Here is a 17654-nt window from a genome sequence, read left to right on the forward strand (position 1 = left end):
CCAATGAGAAAAGCTCCTGTGATGAGCGATTTGCTTGGCATCCTTAAACAACAAGGACAAAGCGAAGAATTTGATGCAATTAAAATTGCCTTGGCTTCTCCTGAATTAATTCGCTCTTGGTCATATGGTGAAGTAAAAAAACCAGAAACTATAAATTACCGTACGTTTAAACCGGAACGAGATGGCTTGTTCTGCGCTAAAACTTTTGGTCCAGTAAAAGATTATGAGTGCTTATGTGGTAAGTACAAACGGCTCAAACATCGAGGCGTTATTTGTGAAAAATGTGGTGTCGAGCTTGCATTGGCTAAAGTACGCCGCGAACGTATGGGGCATATTGAGCTTGCAAGTCCAGTTGCGCACATCTGGTTCTTGAAGTCATTACCTTCCAGAATTGGTTTATTACTGGATATGACCTTAAGAGACATTGAACGTGTTCTTTATTTTGAAGCGTTTGTTGTTGTTGACCCAGGAATGACTGAGCTTGAGCGTGGCCAATTGCTCAATGATGAAGTATATCTTGATGCAATGGAACAATACGGTGATGAGTTTGACGCACGTATGGGTGCTGAGGCAATTCGTGATTTATTACGCCAAGTTGATTTGGAAGAAGAAATCAAGAACTTACGTGAAGAATTACCGACTACAAGTTCAGAAACAAAGATTAAGAAAATCACTAAAAGATTAAAACTTCTTGAAGCATTTTATGATTCTGGTAATAAACCAGAGTGGATGATTATGGATGTATTGCCAGTTCTACCACCTGATTTAAGACCGCTGGTTCCATTAGATGGTGGCCGTTTCGCTACATCTGATCTTAACGACTTGTATCGTCGAGTGATTAACCGAAACAATCGTTTAAAACGACTTCTCGATCTGAATGCGCCTGACATTATTGTGCGTAATGAAAAGAGAATGTTACAAGAATCGGTTGATGCTCTATTAGATAACGGTCGTCGTGGTCGTGCGATTACTGGAACAAATAAAAGACCGCTTAAATCCTTAGCCGATATGATTAAAGGAAAGCAAGGTCGTTTCCGTCAAAATCTGTTGGGTAAACGTGTTGACTATTCAGGCCGTTCTGTAATTGTGGTCGGGCCAACTTTAAAACTGCATCAGTGCGGTCTTCCAAAGAAAATGGCTCTTGAGCTATTCAAACCATTTATTTTCAGTAAACTGGAATTCCGAGGTCTAGCTACAACAATTAAAGCTGCCAAGAAAATGGTTGAGCGCGAAGAGTCGGTTGTTTGGGATATTCTAGATGATGTAATTCGTGAGCATCCTATTCTGTTAAACCGTGCTCCTACATTGCATCGATTGGGTATTCAAGCTTTTGAACCAGTACTAATTGAAGGTAAAGCGATTCAGCTTCATCCTCTGGTTTGTACCGCTTACAATGCTGACTTTGACGGGGACCAAATGGCGGTGCACGTGCCATTGACTCTAGAAGCGCAGTTAGAAGCTCGCTCCTTAATGATGTCTACCAACAATATTTTGTCGCCAGCGAGTGGTGAGCCAATTATTGTTCCTAGCCAGGACGTTGTACTTGGATTGTACTATTTAACTCGTGAAAAGGTTAATGCCTTAGGCGAAGGTAAAATTTTTGTTAGTGCTCAAGAAGCGCAGAACTTTTATGAATCAGGTCACCTTGATATTCATGCCAAAATCAAAATTCGTATGCCAAAAGAAGGCGAGCCTGGCCATCATTTGGTCGAAACCACAGTTGGCCGTGCAATTCTTGCTGAAGTATTACCCAAAGGGATGACTTTTGCGACGATTAACCGGACTATGACCAAGAAAGTAATTTCTAAAGTTATCGACAGTTGCTACAGAAACTTTGGCTTGAAAGAAACAGTTATTTTTGCTGATAAATTGATGTATACCGGTTTCAAGTACGCAACACGTTCTGGTGTATCAATCGGTATTGAAGATATGGAAATACCTGATGATAAAGCCAGCATTATTGAACACGCCGATAATGAAGTTCGAGAAATTGAATCTCAATTCCGTTCAGGCTTGGTAACCAATGGCGAACGTTATAACAAAGTAATTGATATTTGGTCGAGAACGAACGAACTCGTTGCCAAATCAATGATGACTAAAATAGCAACGGAAGAGGCTGTTGATGCACAAGGTAATCGGGTAAGACAAGAATCCTTTAACCCGATCTTTATGATGGCTGATTCAGGTGCTAGGGGTTCTGCAGCACAAATAAGACAGCTTGCAGGTATGCGGGGATTGATGGCTGCACCAGACGGCTCAATTATTGAAACACCAATTACTGCAAACTTCCGCGAAGGTTTGAACGTATTCCAATACTTTATTTCTACTCACGGTGCTCGAAAAGGATTGGCAGATACCGCGTTAAAAACTGCTAACTCAGGTTACTTAACACGACGCCTAGTTGATGTTGCTCAAGACGTTGTGATAACTGAAGACGATTGTGGTGTGGATACAGGTATTTTAATGCAGCCACTGATTGAAGGTGGTGATATCGTTGAACCATTACATGAACGTGTATTAGGACGCGTAGTTGCTGCTGATGTTTATATTCCAAATCAGAGTGAGCCTGTAGTCACAGCAGGGACTCTATTGGATGAAGAGTGGGTTGAAAAGCTGGAAAAGCAAGGTGTCGATCAAATCATGGTTCGTTCACCGATTACCTGCCAAACTCGCTTTGGACTCTGTGCGAAGTGCTATGGCCGTGATTTAGCAAGAGGTCATCTCGTTAACACCGGCGAAGCAGTAGGTATTATTGCAGCACAATCAATTGGTGAGCCAGGTACACAGCTCACAATGCGTACTTTCCATATTGGAGGGGCTGCATCCAGAGCAACAGCGGCGAATAATATTCAAATTAAAACAAAAGGGGTTATTCGTTTACACAACATTAAAACAGTAACTCATGAAAACAAAAATCTAGTCGCAGTATCACGTTCTGGTGAAGTAACTATTGTGGATGAATTTGGACGTGAGCGAGAGCGTTATAAGTTACCCTATGGTGCTGTAATTTCAGTTCATGATAATTCAGCTGTAGAAGCTGGACAAGTAATTGCTACTTGGGATCCACACACCCACCCAGTTATTTCCGAGGTAACTGGATATCTGAAATTTGTCGACTTAATTGATGGTATTACCATGAATCGACAAACTGATGAATTAACTGGTTTAAGTAATATTGTCGTTATCGATGCTAAACAACGTAGTGCTGCAGGCCGTGATTTACGTCCAATGGTAAAACTTGTTGCGGAAAATGGCGAAGATATTTATCTTGCTGGAACTAATGTTCCTGCTCAATACTATCTGCCTGTAGATGCTATCGTTAATTTTGAGGATGGTGGTCACGTGGGTATTGGGGATGTTATCGCCCGTATTCCACAAGAGCGCTCTAAAACACGCGATATTACAGGGGGTCTACCAAGGGTAGCTGACTTATTTGAAGCACGTAAACCTAAAGATTCTGCGGTTATGGCTGAAGTTTCAGGAATGGTTAGCTTTGGTAAAGAAACAAAAGGTAAGAGAAGATTAATTATTAATGTTTCTGAAGATCAATGTCATGAAGAATTGATACCCAAGTGGAGACATATTTCTGTCTTCGAAGGAGAGCATGTGGAACGCGGTGAAATTATCGCTGAAGGTGCACTCAATCCTCATGATATATTACGTTTACTCGGTGTTGGCGCATTAGCCAATTACATCGTAAATGAAGTACAAGACGTATATCGTTTGCAAGGTGTAAAAATTAATGATAAGCATATCGAGGTAATCGTACGACAAATGCTACGTAAGCGTGTAATTACTTTTGCTGGAGATTCAAAATTCTTGGCAGGAGAGCAGGTAGAAGAAAGCGTCTTGTTGCAAGAAAATGACAGGCTTATCGCTGAGGAGAAACAACCAGCTCGCGGTACTCCTATATTATTGGGTATCACAAAGGCTTCTTTGGCAACTGAGTCATTTATTTCTGCGGCATCGTTCCAGGAAACAACAAGGGTTCTAACTGAGGCTGCTGTAAGTGGCAAAGTTGATGATTTACGAGGATTAAAAGAAAACGTGATGGTTGGTCGCTTGATTCCTGCAGGAACAGGCTATGCATACCATCAAGGCCGTAAGGCAAAAAGAGCTAAGGCTGCAGCCGGTGAGCACCCAGTGCATACCGTTACTGCAAGTGATGTTGAGCATGCGTTAAGTGAAGCATTAAACGCAGACAATCAAGAACACTAGTTCGGATTCGAAATCGGCAGATTAAACTTGACAAATCTGCCGTTGCTATATAGAATCCGGCCTCCTTATGCATTCGAAATAATCAAAAGAGACAGATCGGAGTTAAGTATAAATGGCTACTATTAATCAGTTAGTAAGAAAGCCTCGTGTGGACGTAAAGAAGAAAAGTAACGTACCTGCACTAGAGTCATGTCCACAGCGACGCGGTGTGTGTACACGCGTTTACACTACTACACCTAAAAAACCTAACTCAGCTATGCGTAAGGTTGCTCGTGTACGTTTGACGAATGGATTTGAAGTTTCATCATATATCGGTGGTGAAGGCCATAACCTTCAAGAGCACTCTGTTGTTCTTATTAGAGGTGGTCGTGTTAAAGACTTGCCTGGTGTGCGTTACCACACAGTAAGAGGTAGCTTGGATACATCAGGTGTTAACGATCGTAAACAAGGTCGTTCAAAATACGGTACCAAAAAGCCAAAAGATAAAAAATAACTGATTGTAGGAAATCGAAATGCCTAGAAGAAGAGAAGTCCCCAAAAGAGAAATTTTGCCAGATCCTAAACATCATAGTGAGCTATTAGCAAAATTCATTAACGTGTTAATGGTCAGTGGTAAGAAATCAACCGCTGAAAAAATAATTTACGGTGCTTTATCAGTTATGGAAGAGCGCGTAAAGAAACTTAAAAAAGCAGATGAAGAAGAAGGTGAATCTGGTTCTACAAGTGGTTCAGCGGCAGTTCTTCGCTACTTTGAAAATGCTTTAGATAATGTTCGCCCCAGCGTTGAAGTGCGTTCACGTCGTGTTGGTGGTGCTACATATCAGGTTCCAGTTGAAGTTAGAACTGATAGAAGTATTGCACTAGGTATGCGCTGGATTGTTCAAGCGGCACGTACTCGTGGTGAAAAAGGAATGATGTTACGCTTGGCTGGGGAACTGATGGACGCCTACGAGAGTAAAGGCTCAGCAGTCAAGAAGCGCGAAGATACACATAAAATGGCAAAAGCCAACCAGGCGTTTGCGCATTTTAGATGGAATTAAGAGAGAGGTAATCCGTGTCTACTCCATTAAAGTTGTATAGAAACATAGGCATTGCAGCGCATGTCGATGCTGGAAAAACTACAACGACAGAGCGTGTACTGTACTATACTGGTATGTCTCATAAAATTGGTGAAGTGCATGACGGTGCTGCAACAATGGACTGGATGGTTCAGGAGCAGGAACGCGGTATTACCATTACTTCAGCAGCAACAACATGCTACTGGTCAGGCATGGACAAACAGTTCGAGCCGCATCGTATCAATATTATTGATACTCCAGGGCACGTGGACTTTATGATTGAAGTAGAACGTTCACTACGCGTACTTGATGGTGCTGTTGTTGTGTTCGACTCAGTATCTGGTGTAGAGCCGCAATCTGAAACTGTTTGGCGTCAAGCTAATAAATATGGCGTACCACGTATCGTCTTTGTCAATAAGATGGATAGAATGGGTGCTAATTTTCTGCGTGTGGTGAGCCAAATTAAACAAAGACTAGGTTCTAATCCCGTTGTTGTTCAATTACCTATTGGTGCTGAAGAAGAGTTTAAAGGGGTTATTGACCTCATCAAGATGAAAGCAATTCATTGGGATGAAGAAAACAAAGGGATGACCTTCCAATACAAAGAGGTTCCTGCAGATCTTAAAGAGCAATGCGAAGACTATCGTGCTCTGCTTGTTGAGGCTGCTGCCGAAGCAACTGAAGAACTTATGGAAAAATATCTTGAAGGTGAAGAACTTACCGAAGCAGAAATTAAGACAGCACTCCGTCAATTGACGATTAGCAATCAAATAGTCCCTGTATTCTGCGGTTCAGCCTTTAAAAATAAAGGTGTTCAAGCGGTATTGGATGGTGTTATTGAGTATTTACCTTCTCCAACGGACATCCCTGATGTTCAAGGAGTAGATGAAGAGGGTAATCCAGCCTCTCGTAAGACAAGTTATGATGCACCGTTCTCGGCTTTAGCGTTTAAAATTGCAACGGATCCATTTGTTGGGACACTAACTTATTTTAGAACTTATTCTGGTGTCTTAAAGAGCGGTGATACGGTTTACAACTCCGTGAAAGCAAAAAGAGAGCGTATCGGACGTTTATTACAGATGCATGCCAATTCCCGTGAAGAAATTAAGGAAGTAAGAGCGGGTGATATTGCTGCGGCGGTTGGACTCAAAACAGTAATGACTGGTGATACTCTATGTGATACAGAAAGTGTTGTTATCCTTGAAAGGATGGACTTTCCAGATCCAGTAATTGCAGTTGCTGTTGAGCCAAAGACTAAAGCGGACCAAGAAAAAATGGGTATTGCCCTTGGTAAATTAGCCCAAGAAGACCCATCATTCAGAGTTCACACTGATGAAGAATCTGGACAAACCATTATTGAAGGGATGGGTGAGCTTCATCTGGAAATTATTGTTGACCGCATGAAACGTGAGTTTAATGTGGAAGCTAATGTTGGTAAGCCTCAAGTTGCCTATCGTGAAACACTAAAACAATCTGTGGAGCAAGAAGGCAAATTTGTAAGACAGTCAGGTGGACGTGGACAATACGGTCACGTTTGGTTGAAAATTGAACCTCAAGAGCCTGGAAAGGGTTACGAATTTATCAATGCAATCGTCGGTGGTGTTATTCCTAAAGAATACATCCCTGCAGTTGATAAAGGGGTTCAAGAACAGATGCAAAATGGTGTTATCGCTGGTTACCCTGTAGTGGATGTTAAAGTCACGTTGTTTGATGGCTCATTCCACGAAGTGGATTCTAGTGAGATGGCATTTAAAATCGCTGGTTCACAATGCTTCAAGCAAGGTGCATTAAAAGCTAAACCTGTATTACTTGAACCTATTATGAGTGTTGAAGTTGTTACCCCTGAAGATTATATGGGGGATGTTATGGGTGACCTTAACAGACGACGTGGTTTAGTTCAAGGAATGGAAGATTCCCCTGCAGGAAAAATTGTGAGGGCAGAAGTTCCATTGGCAGAGATGTTTGGTTATTCGACCGATTTACGTTCTGCGACTCAAGGAAGAGCAACATATACTATGGAATTTTCTAAGTACGCGGAAGCACCAACGAACATTGCTGAAGCAATTATTAAGAAACAATAAAGTTAACGAGGTTAATTGAAAATGGCGAAGGAAAAATTTGAACGTAAGAAGCCACACGTAAATGTTGGCACAATCGGTCACGTTGACCATGGTAAGACCACATTGACAGCGGCGATTACCACAATTATGGCTAAGAAGTATGGCGGTACAGCAAAGGCATATGACCAAATTGATGCTGCGCCAGAAGAGCGTGAACGCGGGATTACTATTTCTACGGCGCACGTAGAATATGAATCAGCAAACCGCCACTATGCACACGTGGATTGCCCAGGACATGCTGACTACGTTAAGAATATGATTACTGGAGCGGCACAAATGGACGGAGCGATACTGGTAGTATCGGCTGCAGATGGTCCTATGCCCCAAACCAGAGAGCACATTCTGTTATCACGCCAAGTAGGTGTACCTTATATTGTTGTGTTCATGAACAAAGCAGATATGGTTGATGATCCAGAGTTATTAGAATTGGTTGAGATGGAAGTACGTGATTTGCTAAGCAGTTACGATTTCCCTGGCGATGAGATACCAATTGTTGTTGGTTCTGCATTGAAAGCCTTGGAAGGAGATACAAGCGAGATTGGAGTTCCAGCAATTGAGAAATTGGTAGAGACCATGGACTCCTATATACCTGAGCCAGTACGTAACATTGACAAAGCATTCTTGTTGCCAATTGAAGACGTATTCTCGATTTCTGGACGCGGAACGGTAGTTACTGGTCGTGTAGAAAGTGGAATAGTCAAAGTGGGTGAAGAGATTGAGATTGTTGGTATCCGTGACACTCAAAAAACCACATGTACAGGCGTTGAAATGTTCCGTAAGTTGTTGGACGAAGGACGCGCTGGAGATAACGTTGGCGTGTTGTTACGCGGAACGAAACGCGATGAAGTTGAGCGTGGCCAAGTATTAGCGAAGCCAGGTACAATTAAGCCGCATACAAAATTTGAAGCGGAAGTCTACGTATTATCAAAAGAAGAAGGCGGACGTCATACTCCATTCTTTAATGGATACAGACCCCAGTTTTATTTCAGAACAACAGACGTAACAGGAACCTGTGATCTGCCCTCTGGAGTAGAAATGGTAATGCCTGGTGATAACGTACAATTAACCATTCATCTGCACGCTCCTATTGCGATGGACGAAGGTTTACGTTTCGCAATTCGGGAAGGTGGCCGTACAGTTGGCGCCGGTGTTGTCGCTAAAATTATCGAGTAATTAGAATGAGTAGCAATCAAAACATTAAAATAAGATTAAAATCCTTTGATCATCGGTTGATTGACTTATCAACTCGAGAAATTGTAGAGACAGCAAAACGTACTGGCGCACAAGTTCGTGGGCCAATACCATTACCTGTCCGTAAGGAAAAATTTACTGTATTGACTTCACCGCATGTTAATAAAGATGCTCGAGATCAATATGAATTACGTACTCATAAACGCCTGGTCGTTATCGTTCATCCAACTGAAAAAACAGTAGATGCATTGATGAAATTGGATCTGGCTGCTGGGGTTGATGTTCAGATAAGCCTTGATGACTAAATATTAGGGTGAAGGATATTAAAGAGGTGTTACAATGATGATCGGTTTATTAGGCCGTAAAATCGGTATGACGCGGGTCTTCATGGCGGATGGAGTTTCAGTTCCAGTTTCTGTCGTTGAAGTTCACCCTAATAGAGTTTCACAAGTTAAAACTAAAGAGGCTGATGGCTACTCTGCTGTTCAATTAACTGGTGGTACAAAAAAAGCAAGTAAAGTTAACAAAGCGTTAACTGGTCACTTTGCAAAAGCAGAAATTGAAGCAGGTGACATGCTGGCTGAGTTTTTAGTTGACTCTGAAGACACATACAAAGCAGGACAAGTAATCTCAGTGGCTGATGTATTCACTGCTGGACAATTTGTTGATGTTGCTGGAACCACTAAAGGTAAAGGTTTTGCTGGTACAGTAAAACGTTATAACTTTAGAACACAAGACGCAACACATGGTAACTCTAGATCGCATCGTGTTCCTGGTTCTATTGGACAAAACCAAACTCCAGGACGTGTGTTCAAAGGTAAGAAAATGGCTGGTCACATGGGTAATGTTCGCTGTACTGTTCAAAGTCTTGAACTGGTGCGCGTCGATGCTGAAAGAAATTTACTTCTTATCAAAGGTGCTATACCTGGTGCTCCTGGCTCACGTGTTGAGATTAAGCCTGCAGTTAAAAAGCAAGTACGAGGTGAGTGATGGAAATTACTACTATAGATACAAATGCAAAATTAACACTGAATCAAGAAGTATTTGCATATGGTTATAATGAAGGCTTAATTCATCAAGCTGTAGTAACTTATATGAATAATGCGCGTAGTGGTAATAGCGCACAAAAAACACGTTCTGAAGTTAGTGGCGGTGGTAAAAAACCATGGAACCAAAAAGGTACAGGTCGTGCACGTGCTGGTACTATTAGAAGCCCAATATGGAGAAGCGGTGGTGTTACATTCGCTTCTAAAAAAAGAGATTATTCACAAAAAATTAATAAAAAAATGTACAAACGTGCATTACGTAGTATAATCTCCGAACTTTGCCGCACTGGTAACTTGATTGTTGTTAGCGATTTCCAATGCGAAAGCAAAAAAACCAAAGATTTTGTTACTAAAATGAACCAACTTAACATCAAAAACGCACTCATTGTGATGAGTGAAGTTGGTGAGAATGAATATTTTGGTTCAAGAAACTTAATTGATTACGATATCTGCGACGTTACAACTATAGATCCTGTTTCTTTACTCAAATTTGAGAAAGTTGTTGTTACAGAAGCTGCAATTAAAAAAATTGAGGAACAGTTACAATGAACGCTGAAAGATTGTTGATGGTTCTACGTGAACCACATACTTCTGAAAAAGCTACTGTCATAGCTGATAAGCTGAAACAGTTCACTTTCAAAGTATTGAAAACTGCAACTAAGACTGAAATTAAAATGGCGGTAGAGAATATATTTAACGTTAAAGTTAAAAATGTATCGGTTGTCAATGTGAAGGGAAAAACAAAACGTTTTAAGCAAATGAGTGGAAAGCGTAGTGACTGGAAAAAAGCATTTGTAACTCTTCATGCTGATCAAGATATTGACTTTACAGCTACCGAATAAGGCAGATTAAGATGGCACTATTAAAATCTAAACCTACATCGCCAGGAAAACGTGGCGAATTGCGCGTGGTTCATCACCATATTCATAAAGGAAGACCACATGATGCTTTAGTTGAGAAACTGAAGAAAACTGGTGGACGGAATAACCAAGGTAGAATCACTGTAAGACATATCGGTGGTGGTCAACGTAACCAATATCGTATCATTGATTTTAAACGTAATAAGGATGGGATCGAAGCTCGTGTTGAGCGTATTGAATACGATCCAAACCGTACTGCACTCATCGCACTAATTGTTTATAAAGATGGTGAAAGAAGATATATTATTGCTCCATCTAATCTAAACGTTGGCGATACAGTAGTAAGTGGTGCTGATTCACCTATTAGCGTAGGTAATTGTCTTCCACTAAAAAATATTCCTGTTGGTACTACAATTCACTGTGTTGAGATGAAACCAGGAAAAGGTGCCCAGGTCTTAAGAAGTGCTGGAGCGAGCGGACAAATAGTTGCTAAAGAAGGCATTTATGCAACATTAAGACTTCGTTCAGGCGAAATGCGTAAAATTCATGTTCTTTGCAGAGCAGTAATTGGTGAAGTAAGTAATAGTGAGCATAGTTTGCGTGCATTAGGTAAAGCTGGAGCAAAACGTTGGAGAGGTATTCGTCCAACAGTACGTGGGGTTGCTATGAACCCAGTTGATCACCCACATGGTGGTGGTGAGGGCCGTACTTCTGGTGGACGTCATCCAGTGTCTCCATGGGGCTTACCTACTAAAGGTTACAAAACCAGAAGTAATAAGCGTACTGATAATTTTATTGTCAGAAGACGTAAAAAGAAATAATTATTGAGAGGATATCAAGTGGCTCGTTCTATAAGAAAAGGTCCTTTTGTTGACCATCATTTGATTGCCAAAGTAGAAGCTGCAATTGAATCGAAATCAAAGAAACCAATTAAAACATGGTCAAGACGATCAACAATCGTTCCTGAAATGATTGACCTGACAATTGCTGTTCATAACGGTAAAGATCATATCCCTGTTTACATAACAGATAATATGGTCGGTCATAAATTAGGTGAGTTTGCCATGACTCGAACTTTCAAAGGCCACTCTGGTGACAGAAAGGCTAAAGGTAAATAAGAGGATATGATGGAAGTTACAGCAAAATTGAAAGGTGCTCCCTTATCCGCTCAAAAGGGCAGATTGGTAGCAGATATGATACGAAATATGAAAGTATCTGGTGCACTTGATGTCCTCAAGTTTACACCAAAAAAAGGTGCTCAATTAATGCTTAAATTATTAGAATCAGCAATTGCTAATGCTGAAAATAATAATGGAGCAGATATTGATGATTTAAAAGTAGGTATGGTCTGTGTTGATGAAGCAATGACTTTAAAACGCATTAGTCCCAGAGCTAAAGGACGTGCAAATAGAATTTGTAAACGTACCTGCCATATCACGATTAAAGTGTCTGACGAGGAATAGCAATGGGACAAAAAGTTAACCCTATAGGCATACGCCTTGGTATTATTAAAGACTGGAACTCTAAGTGGTTCGCTGGTAAAAAATATGCTGAATTTTTAATTCAAGATATAAAATTGCGTACTGAACTTAAAAAGAAACTTATGGCTGCTGCTGTAAGTAAAATTCTTATTGAACGTCCTGCTAATAATGCTGTAGTTACAATACTAACCGCACGACCTGGTGTAATTATCGGTAAAAAAGGTGGTGGTATTGAAACATTACGTAGTGAAATTTCCAGCAAATTAGGCGTACCAGTACACCTTAATATTGAAGAAATTAAAAAGCCTGAACTTGATGCAACCTTGGTTGCTGAAGGAATTGCGCAACAGTTAGAACAACGTGTTATGTTCCGCCGCGCTATGAAACGTGCAGTAACTTCTGCTCTTAAGGCTGGTGCTAAAGGAATTAAAATTTGTGTCAGCGGCAGACTTGGTGGTGCTGAAATCGCTCGCAGTGAATGGTATAGAGAAGGGCGAGTACCTTTACATACTTTCAGAGCAGATATTGATTACGGTACAGCAGAGTCTAAAACTACCTACGGTATTATTGGTGTAAAAGTCTGGATCTTCAAGGGCGAAATTCTCCCACAAAAGAAAAGATCATCTGACGTTGCCCAGTGAGTGAGGATTAAGAATCATGTTACAACCTAAACGTACAAAATACCGAAAACAGATGAAAGGCCGTAATAGAGGCTTAGCTTTACGCGGCAGCAACATCAGCTTCGGTGAATTTGGTTTGAAAGCTCTTGAGCGTGGTCGTTTAACCGCAAGACAAATCGAAGCGGCTCGAAGAGCAATGACACGTCATATTAAACGTGGTGGTAAAATTTGGATTAGAGTATTCCCAGACAAACCTATTACACAAAAACCTTTAGAAGTACGACAAGGTAAGGGTAAAGGTAGCGTTGAATATTGGGTTGCTCAAATACAACCTGGTAAGGTTTTATTTGAAATGGAAGGTGTATCCAGAGAGCTTGCAATGGAAGCTTTTGATCTGGCTAAAGCAAAACTTCCTTTCAAAGTTATATTCGAAGAAAGGAAGGTGATGTAATGAAAAAGATTGAAGAATTACGCAGTTTGTCTATAGAAGAACTGCAGAACGAATTGCTTTCATTGCGTAAAGAACAATTAAATTTGCGAATGAAGAAAGCAAGTGGCTCACTAGATAAAACACATCTCATCACCATGGTGCGTAAGTCAGTGGCAAGAGTTAAAACAATGTTGACTGAAAAGGCAGGTAAGTGACATGTCTAATAGTGAATCAAATGCCAGAACAATGGTTGGAAAAGTAGTTAGTGACAAAATGGATAAGACCATAGTTGTGATGATTGAACGTTCTGTTAAGCATCCAAAGTATGGAAAAATTATGAAACGTAGAACCAAATTACATGCTCATGATGAAAATCAAGTATCTAAAATTGGTAATATTGTAAAGATCCGTGAGTCAAGACCACTCTCTAAAACAAAAAGCTGGGTATTAGTCGAAGTAATTTCTTAATCAACCCTGTTGATTTACTTTTAAAACCCTAAAAGGCCTGATATAATCAGCAACCTTTTTCTGGTCGAAATCAGAGCTGGAGTAAAAAATGATCCAAATGCAGACAGTGCTCGAAGTGGCTGACAACAGCGGAGCACGTAAAGTTATGTGTATTAAAGTGCTTGGCGGGTCGCACCGTAGATATGCCCGTGTGGGTGATGTAATTAAAGTAAGTATTAAAGATGCTATACCCAGAAGTAAAGTAAAGAAAGGTGCTGTAATGAAAGCTGTAGTAGTGCGTACAGCACAAGGCGTTCGTAGAGATGATGGCTCATTAATTCGTTTCGATGGCAACGCAGCAGTACTTTTAAATAACCAAAACGAGCCAATAGGTACTCGTATATTCGGCCCCGTTACTCGCGAGCTACGAGAGAGATTTATGAAAATAATATCTCTGGCTGCAGAAGTTTTGTGAGAAGGATTTAGATATGAAACGTATTCAAAAAGGTGATGATGTAATTATAATCGCCGGTAAAAGTAAAGGTCATAGAGGTAAAGTCCTACGTGTCACTGAAAATGGCGTTGTTGTAGAAGGTGGAAACTTAATAAAGAAACATGTTAAGCCTAACCCACAAAAGCCTGAAAACAAGGGTGGAATTGTTACTCTTGAAGCGCCAGTACACGTTTCAAACGTTGCTCATTTTAATCCAAACACTAATAAAGCAGATAAAGTAGGATTTAAATTTATTGAGAGTAACGGTGTTAATAAAAAAGTTAGATATTTTAAATCTGACAATGAAATAATTGACCGTGTTTAATTAGGTGGTTGAAATGGCAAGACTTAATGAATTTTATAAAAAAGAAATCATCCCAATGATGATGAAACGGTTCAACTATTCCAGCGTTATGGAAGTTCCTAAACTGCTCAAAGTCACTTTGAATATGGGTGTTGGTGAAGCTGTTGGTGATAAAAAGGTGATGAATCATGCTGTTGAAGATATGACTTTAATTGCTGGTCAAAAACCTGTTGTTACTAAAGCAAGAAAATCTATTGCTGGTTTTAAAATTAGAGAAGGATGGCCAATAGGCTGTAAAGTAACACTAAGACGTCAACGTATGTATGAGTTTTTAGACCGATTAATTTCCGTAACTTTACCGCGTGTGAGAGATTTTCGTGGTTTAAATCCTAAATCTTTTGATGGAACTGGTAATTACAGTATGGGAATACATGAACAAATCGTATTTCCAGAAATTGATTACGACAAAACAGATGGTATCCGAGGTTTAGATATTTGTATTACTACAAGTGCTAAAACAAATGAAGAAGCTAAAGCTTTATTAGAAGCCTTTAACCTTCCATTGAAAGATAGAGATAAAAAATAAGGGTGAAATTGTGGCTAAAAAATCAATGCTTATGAGAGAGTTAAAGCGTAAAAAACTAGTAGATAAGCACAGTAAACGCAGAAACGAATTAAAACAATTGATTAAATCATCTGATGATTTTCAGGTAATTATGGATAGTCAGTTAAAGTTAGCTAAATTGCCTGTTAATTCAAATCCTGTTCGTTTTAAAACTCGATGCCAATGCTGTGGTCGTCCACATGGCGTGTATCGTAAATTTAGTCTTTGTAGAATTTGCTTAAGACAACAACTAATGGTTGGTAATATACCTGGCGGAAGAAAATCCAGCTGGTAATTTTTTAATTGGAGAACGATTGTGAGTATGCATGATCCAGTTGCTGATATGCTGACCCGAATTAGAAATGGTCAACAAGCAAAACATCAGCAAATAACTTTAACTTCTTCTAAATTGAAAGAAGAAATTGCTCGTGTTTTAAAAGAAGAAGGCTATATTGAAAACTTCTTTGTAGAACCACTAGATAATAATCTTAAATTAATGACGATAAAGCTGAAGTATTACCATGGCAGACCTGTTATTGAGCTCATTAAGAGAATTAGTAGACCTGGGTTACGAGTATATAAGTCTTATAAAGATTTAACCTCTATTCCTGGTTTTGGAGTGGCTATATTGTCTACATCTCAAGGTATAATGACCCATATATCTGCAAAGATGAAAGGCGTTGGTGGCGAAGTCATCTGTGAAGTGGCTTAATACTTGCGAGGAATAATATGTCTAGAGTAGCAAAAGCCCCAGTAGTTCAACCAGCAAATGTTGAAATCACAATAGGTGATGGTGAAATTACTGTAAAAGGGCCTAAAGGAACACTAACCCAAAAAATTAATAGGTTAGTAAAAGTAACTAAAAACAAAGATTCTAATCATGTTGAGTTTGCTCCTGCTGCAAATGATCCTAAAGCTTGGGCTCAAGCTGGTACGGCAAGAGCATTAGTGAATAACATGGTGAAGGGTGTAACCGAAGGTTTTGTTGTAACCTTGGAACTTGTTGGTGTAGGTTATAGAGCACAATCTAAAGATAAATCAATTACTTTATCTTTAGGATTCTCTCATCCTATTGAATACCACTTACCAAAAGGTGTTCAAGTTGAAACTCCAAGTAATACAGTGATATTACTGAAAGGTGTTGATAAACAAATTTTGGGTCAAGTAGCTTCTGAAATAAGAGCATTTAGACCACCAGAGCCCTATAAAGGTAAAGGTGTTAAACTTGCTGGCGAGTATATTGCTCGTAAAGAAGCGAAAAAGAAATAAGGTTTAAGTCATGAATAAACACAACTCACGTGCTCGACGTGGATTAAAAGCAAAAGCACTGATTCGTAAATCGGGAAGAGCAAGACTAGTAGTTTATAGAAGTGGTTTGCATATATACTCGCAAATTATTCAAGCTGACACGCTTGGTGATAAAGTACTGGTAGCATGTTCAACTAAGGATAAAGAATTACGAGCTAACTTGACTGGTAAATGTAAAGTAGAACAAGCTAATCTAGTTGGGAAATTACTAGGTAAGCGTGCGAGTGAGCATGGCATTACTCAAGTTGCATTTGATCGTGCTGGTTATAAATATCATGGCCGAGTGAAAGCCCTTGCAGAAGGTGCCCGCGAAGCTGGATTAGATTTTTAAGGAACGATTATGGCATACGATGAATCATCACCAAAATCAGATGGCTACCAAGAAAAGTTAGTGTCGGTTAACCGTACCGCTAAAGTTGTCAAAGGAGGCCGTGTTTTTGGTTTCGCAGTACTTGTTGTTGTTGGCGACGGCAAAGGTAAAGTTGGCTTTGGTAGAGGTAAAGCGAGAGAAGTTCCAATTGCAATTCAAAAAGCTATGGAACAAGCAAAGAAAAACATGGTTTATATTCCACTTTCCGGATCAACTATTTTCCACGAAATTACTTGGAACTATGGGGCTTCTAAGGTATTTATGAAACCAGCAAGTGAAGGTACTGGAATTATTGCCGGTGGCGCGATGAGAGCCGTATTAGAAGTATTAGGCGTACAAAATATATTAGCTAAAAGTATTGGTTCAACCAATCCAAGTAATATTGTAAGAGCTACGATTGCTGCTTTAACTAATATTGGTACTCCAGATTATGTTGCGGCCAAGCGTGGTAAAACTGTTGAAGAAGTTATGGCGGGCTAATTATGGAAAAGAAAATTAAAATAACTTTGGTAAAAAGCATTATAGGCAGAAAGCCAAAGCATATTTCTATAGTAAAACAATTAGGTCTAGGTAAAACTAATTCAAGCGTATCACATAATGATACGCCAGCAATCCGTGGTCTTATTAATATCGTGGATTACTTGTTGCTGGTTGAGGAGAGTGCATAATGAATTTAAATTCACTATCACCAGATCCTGGTTCAAGACGCCCTAAAAGACGCTTAGGACGTGGTATAGGATCCGGGCTAGGTAAAACAAGTGGTAAAGGACATAAAGGTCAAAAAGCAAGAGCTGGTGGTTTTCATAAAATTAACTTTGAAGGCGGGCAAATGCCTATTCAAAGAAGACTGCCTAAAATGGGCTTTAAATCACGAGTTGGTAAAACTGTAGATCAAGTATGTCTGAGTGAACTGGCAAAGTTGTCTGCTGATGTAATTGATTTAAATGTTTTACGTGAAGCGGGCCTAATCAACAGCTCTATTAAAGATGTAAAAGTTATTTTATCCGGTGAATTAACTACAGCCATCAAACTTAAAGGTTTAAGGGTCACTAAAGGAGCTCGTTTAGCCATTGAAGGTTTAGGCGGCAGCATAGAAGAGTGACT

26 protein-coding genes are annotated in these 17654 nt (G+C 39.9%); all 26 read left to right on the forward strand.

Features of this window, described 5'->3' with window-relative positions:
- Window positions 1-21: 21 nt before the first annotated feature.
- The 26 genes from rpoC (at window position 22) to rplO (ending at window position 17652) form a co-directional block, all read left to right on the forward strand.
- On the forward strand, window positions 22-4218 hold the full coding sequence (gene rpoC, locus EL022_RS05240; protein ID WP_028381776.1) for a DNA-directed RNA polymerase subunit beta': 4197 nt from the start codon (window positions 22-24) through the stop codon (window positions 4216-4218).
- Between the two features lie 112 nt (window positions 4219-4330).
- A complete protein-coding gene (rpsL, locus tag EL022_RS05245; RefSeq protein ID WP_010654837.1) occupies window positions 4331-4711 on the forward strand; it encodes a 30S ribosomal protein S12 in 381 nt (126 codons plus the stop codon).
- A gap of 19 nt (window positions 4712-4730) precedes the next feature.
- The gene (gene rpsG, locus EL022_RS05250) at window positions 4731-5258 is read left to right on the forward strand and encodes a 30S ribosomal protein S7 (protein ID WP_028381777.1); all 528 of its coding nucleotides are present in this window, start codon (window positions 4731-4733) and stop codon (window positions 5256-5258) included.
- A 14-nt stretch (window positions 5259-5272) separates the two neighbouring features.
- Complete coding sequence (gene fusA, locus EL022_RS05255) at window positions 5273-7357, forward strand: elongation factor G (RefSeq protein WP_028381778.1); 2085 nt, start codon at window positions 5273-5275, stop codon at window positions 7355-7357.
- A gap of 21 nt (window positions 7358-7378) precedes the next feature.
- Window positions 7379-8569, forward strand: coding sequence for an elongation factor Tu (gene tuf, locus EL022_RS05260; RefSeq protein WP_058388342.1), 1191 nt, complete (start codon window positions 7379-7381; stop codon window positions 8567-8569).
- Between the two features lie 5 nt (window positions 8570-8574).
- On the forward strand, window positions 8575-8892 hold the full coding sequence (rpsJ, locus tag EL022_RS05265; protein WP_010654833.1) for a 30S ribosomal protein S10: 318 nt from the start codon (window positions 8575-8577) through the stop codon (window positions 8890-8892).
- A 34-nt stretch (window positions 8893-8926) separates the two neighbouring features.
- Window positions 8927-9577 (forward strand): 50S ribosomal protein L3, encoded by a 651-nt coding sequence (rplC, locus tag EL022_RS05270; RefSeq protein ID WP_035900883.1) that lies wholly within the window; start codon window positions 8927-8929, stop codon window positions 9575-9577.
- Window positions 9577-10182: a 50S ribosomal protein L4 gene (gene rplD, locus EL022_RS05275; RefSeq protein ID WP_028381392.1), complete on the forward strand. Its 606-nt coding sequence runs from the start codon at window positions 9577-9579 to the stop codon at window positions 10180-10182. Before rplC ends, rplD begins: the two co-directional genes overlap by 1 nt.
- The gene (gene rplW, locus EL022_RS05280; protein ID WP_028381391.1) at window positions 10179-10475 is read left to right on the forward strand and encodes a 50S ribosomal protein L23; all 297 of its coding nucleotides are present in this window, start codon (window positions 10179-10181) and stop codon (window positions 10473-10475) included. Before rplD ends, rplW begins: the two co-directional genes overlap by 4 nt.
- 11 nt (window positions 10476-10486) lie before the next feature.
- Window positions 10487-11314 carry a 50S ribosomal protein L2 gene (gene rplB / locus EL022_RS05285; protein WP_028381390.1) on the forward strand — a complete coding sequence of 276 codons (828 nt, stop codon included), beginning with the start codon at window positions 10487-10489 and terminating at the stop codon, window positions 11312-11314.
- A gap of 18 nt (window positions 11315-11332) precedes the next feature.
- Window positions 11333-11611: a 30S ribosomal protein S19 gene (gene rpsS, locus EL022_RS05290; RefSeq protein ID WP_010654828.1), complete on the forward strand. Its 279-nt coding sequence runs from the start codon at window positions 11333-11335 to the stop codon at window positions 11609-11611.
- Between the two features lie 9 nt (window positions 11612-11620).
- The gene (gene rplV, locus EL022_RS05295; RefSeq protein ID WP_003633087.1) at window positions 11621-11956 is read left to right on the forward strand and encodes a 50S ribosomal protein L22; all 336 of its coding nucleotides are present in this window, start codon (window positions 11621-11623) and stop codon (window positions 11954-11956) included.
- Window positions 11957-11958: 2 nt separating this feature from the next.
- Window positions 11959-12615 carry a 30S ribosomal protein S3 gene (rpsC, locus tag EL022_RS05300; protein WP_028381389.1) on the forward strand — a complete coding sequence of 219 codons (657 nt, stop codon included), beginning with the start codon at window positions 11959-11961 and terminating at the stop codon, window positions 12613-12615.
- Window positions 12616-12631: 16 nt separating this feature from the next.
- Complete coding sequence (gene rplP, locus EL022_RS05305; RefSeq protein ID WP_003633085.1) at window positions 12632-13045, forward strand: 50S ribosomal protein L16; 414 nt, start codon at window positions 12632-12634, stop codon at window positions 13043-13045.
- Complete coding sequence (rpmC, locus tag EL022_RS05310) at window positions 13045-13239, forward strand: 50S ribosomal protein L29 (RefSeq protein WP_028381388.1); 195 nt, start codon at window positions 13045-13047, stop codon at window positions 13237-13239. The genes rplP and rpmC overlap by 1 nt, the downstream gene beginning before the upstream one ends.
- A gap of 1 nt (window position 13240) precedes the next feature.
- Window positions 13241-13492, forward strand: a complete 252-nt coding sequence (gene rpsQ / locus EL022_RS05315) for a 30S ribosomal protein S17 (RefSeq protein WP_028381387.1) — start codon at window positions 13241-13243, stop codon at window positions 13490-13492.
- A gap of 88 nt (window positions 13493-13580) precedes the next feature.
- Window positions 13581-13946, forward strand: coding sequence for a 50S ribosomal protein L14 (gene rplN / locus EL022_RS05320; RefSeq protein ID WP_006872243.1), 366 nt, complete (start codon window positions 13581-13583; stop codon window positions 13944-13946).
- Window positions 13947-13959: 13 nt separating this feature from the next.
- Window positions 13960-14289, forward strand: a complete 330-nt coding sequence (gene rplX, locus EL022_RS05325) for a 50S ribosomal protein L24 (RefSeq protein ID WP_028381386.1) — start codon at window positions 13960-13962, stop codon at window positions 14287-14289.
- Between the two features lie 13 nt (window positions 14290-14302).
- Complete coding sequence (gene rplE, locus EL022_RS05330) at window positions 14303-14854, forward strand: 50S ribosomal protein L5 (RefSeq protein ID WP_028381385.1); 552 nt, start codon at window positions 14303-14305, stop codon at window positions 14852-14854.
- 10 nt (window positions 14855-14864) lie between these two features.
- Window positions 14865-15167, forward strand: a complete 303-nt coding sequence (gene rpsN / locus EL022_RS05335) for a 30S ribosomal protein S14 (RefSeq protein ID WP_028381384.1) — start codon at window positions 14865-14867, stop codon at window positions 15165-15167.
- Between the two features lie 27 nt (window positions 15168-15194).
- The gene (gene rpsH, locus EL022_RS05340) at window positions 15195-15584 is read left to right on the forward strand and encodes a 30S ribosomal protein S8 (protein ID WP_197718080.1); all 390 of its coding nucleotides are present in this window, start codon (window positions 15195-15197) and stop codon (window positions 15582-15584) included.
- 17 nt (window positions 15585-15601) lie between these two features.
- A complete protein-coding gene (rplF, locus tag EL022_RS05345; RefSeq protein WP_028381382.1) occupies window positions 15602-16141 on the forward strand; it encodes a 50S ribosomal protein L6 in 540 nt (179 codons plus the stop codon).
- A 10-nt stretch (window positions 16142-16151) separates the two neighbouring features.
- Window positions 16152-16511: a 50S ribosomal protein L18 gene (gene rplR, locus EL022_RS05350; RefSeq protein ID WP_028381381.1), complete on the forward strand. Its 360-nt coding sequence runs from the start codon at window positions 16152-16154 to the stop codon at window positions 16509-16511.
- Window positions 16512-16520: 9 nt separating this feature from the next.
- Window positions 16521-17030 (forward strand): 30S ribosomal protein S5, encoded by a 510-nt coding sequence (gene rpsE / locus EL022_RS05355; protein ID WP_028381380.1) that lies wholly within the window; start codon window positions 16521-16523, stop codon window positions 17028-17030.
- Between the two features lie 2 nt (window positions 17031-17032).
- Complete coding sequence (gene rpmD, locus EL022_RS05360; RefSeq protein WP_028381379.1) at window positions 17033-17218, forward strand: 50S ribosomal protein L30; 186 nt, start codon at window positions 17033-17035, stop codon at window positions 17216-17218.
- The gene (rplO, locus tag EL022_RS05365) at window positions 17218-17652 is read left to right on the forward strand and encodes a 50S ribosomal protein L15 (RefSeq protein WP_028381378.1); all 435 of its coding nucleotides are present in this window, start codon (window positions 17218-17220) and stop codon (window positions 17650-17652) included. Before rpmD ends, rplO begins: the two co-directional genes overlap by 1 nt.
- The last annotated feature ends 2 nt before the right edge of the window (window positions 17653-17654 follow it).

The organism is Legionella cherrii, assembly GCF_900635815.1.
GTDB lineage: Bacteria > Pseudomonadota > Gammaproteobacteria > Legionellales > Legionellaceae > Legionella > Legionella cherrii.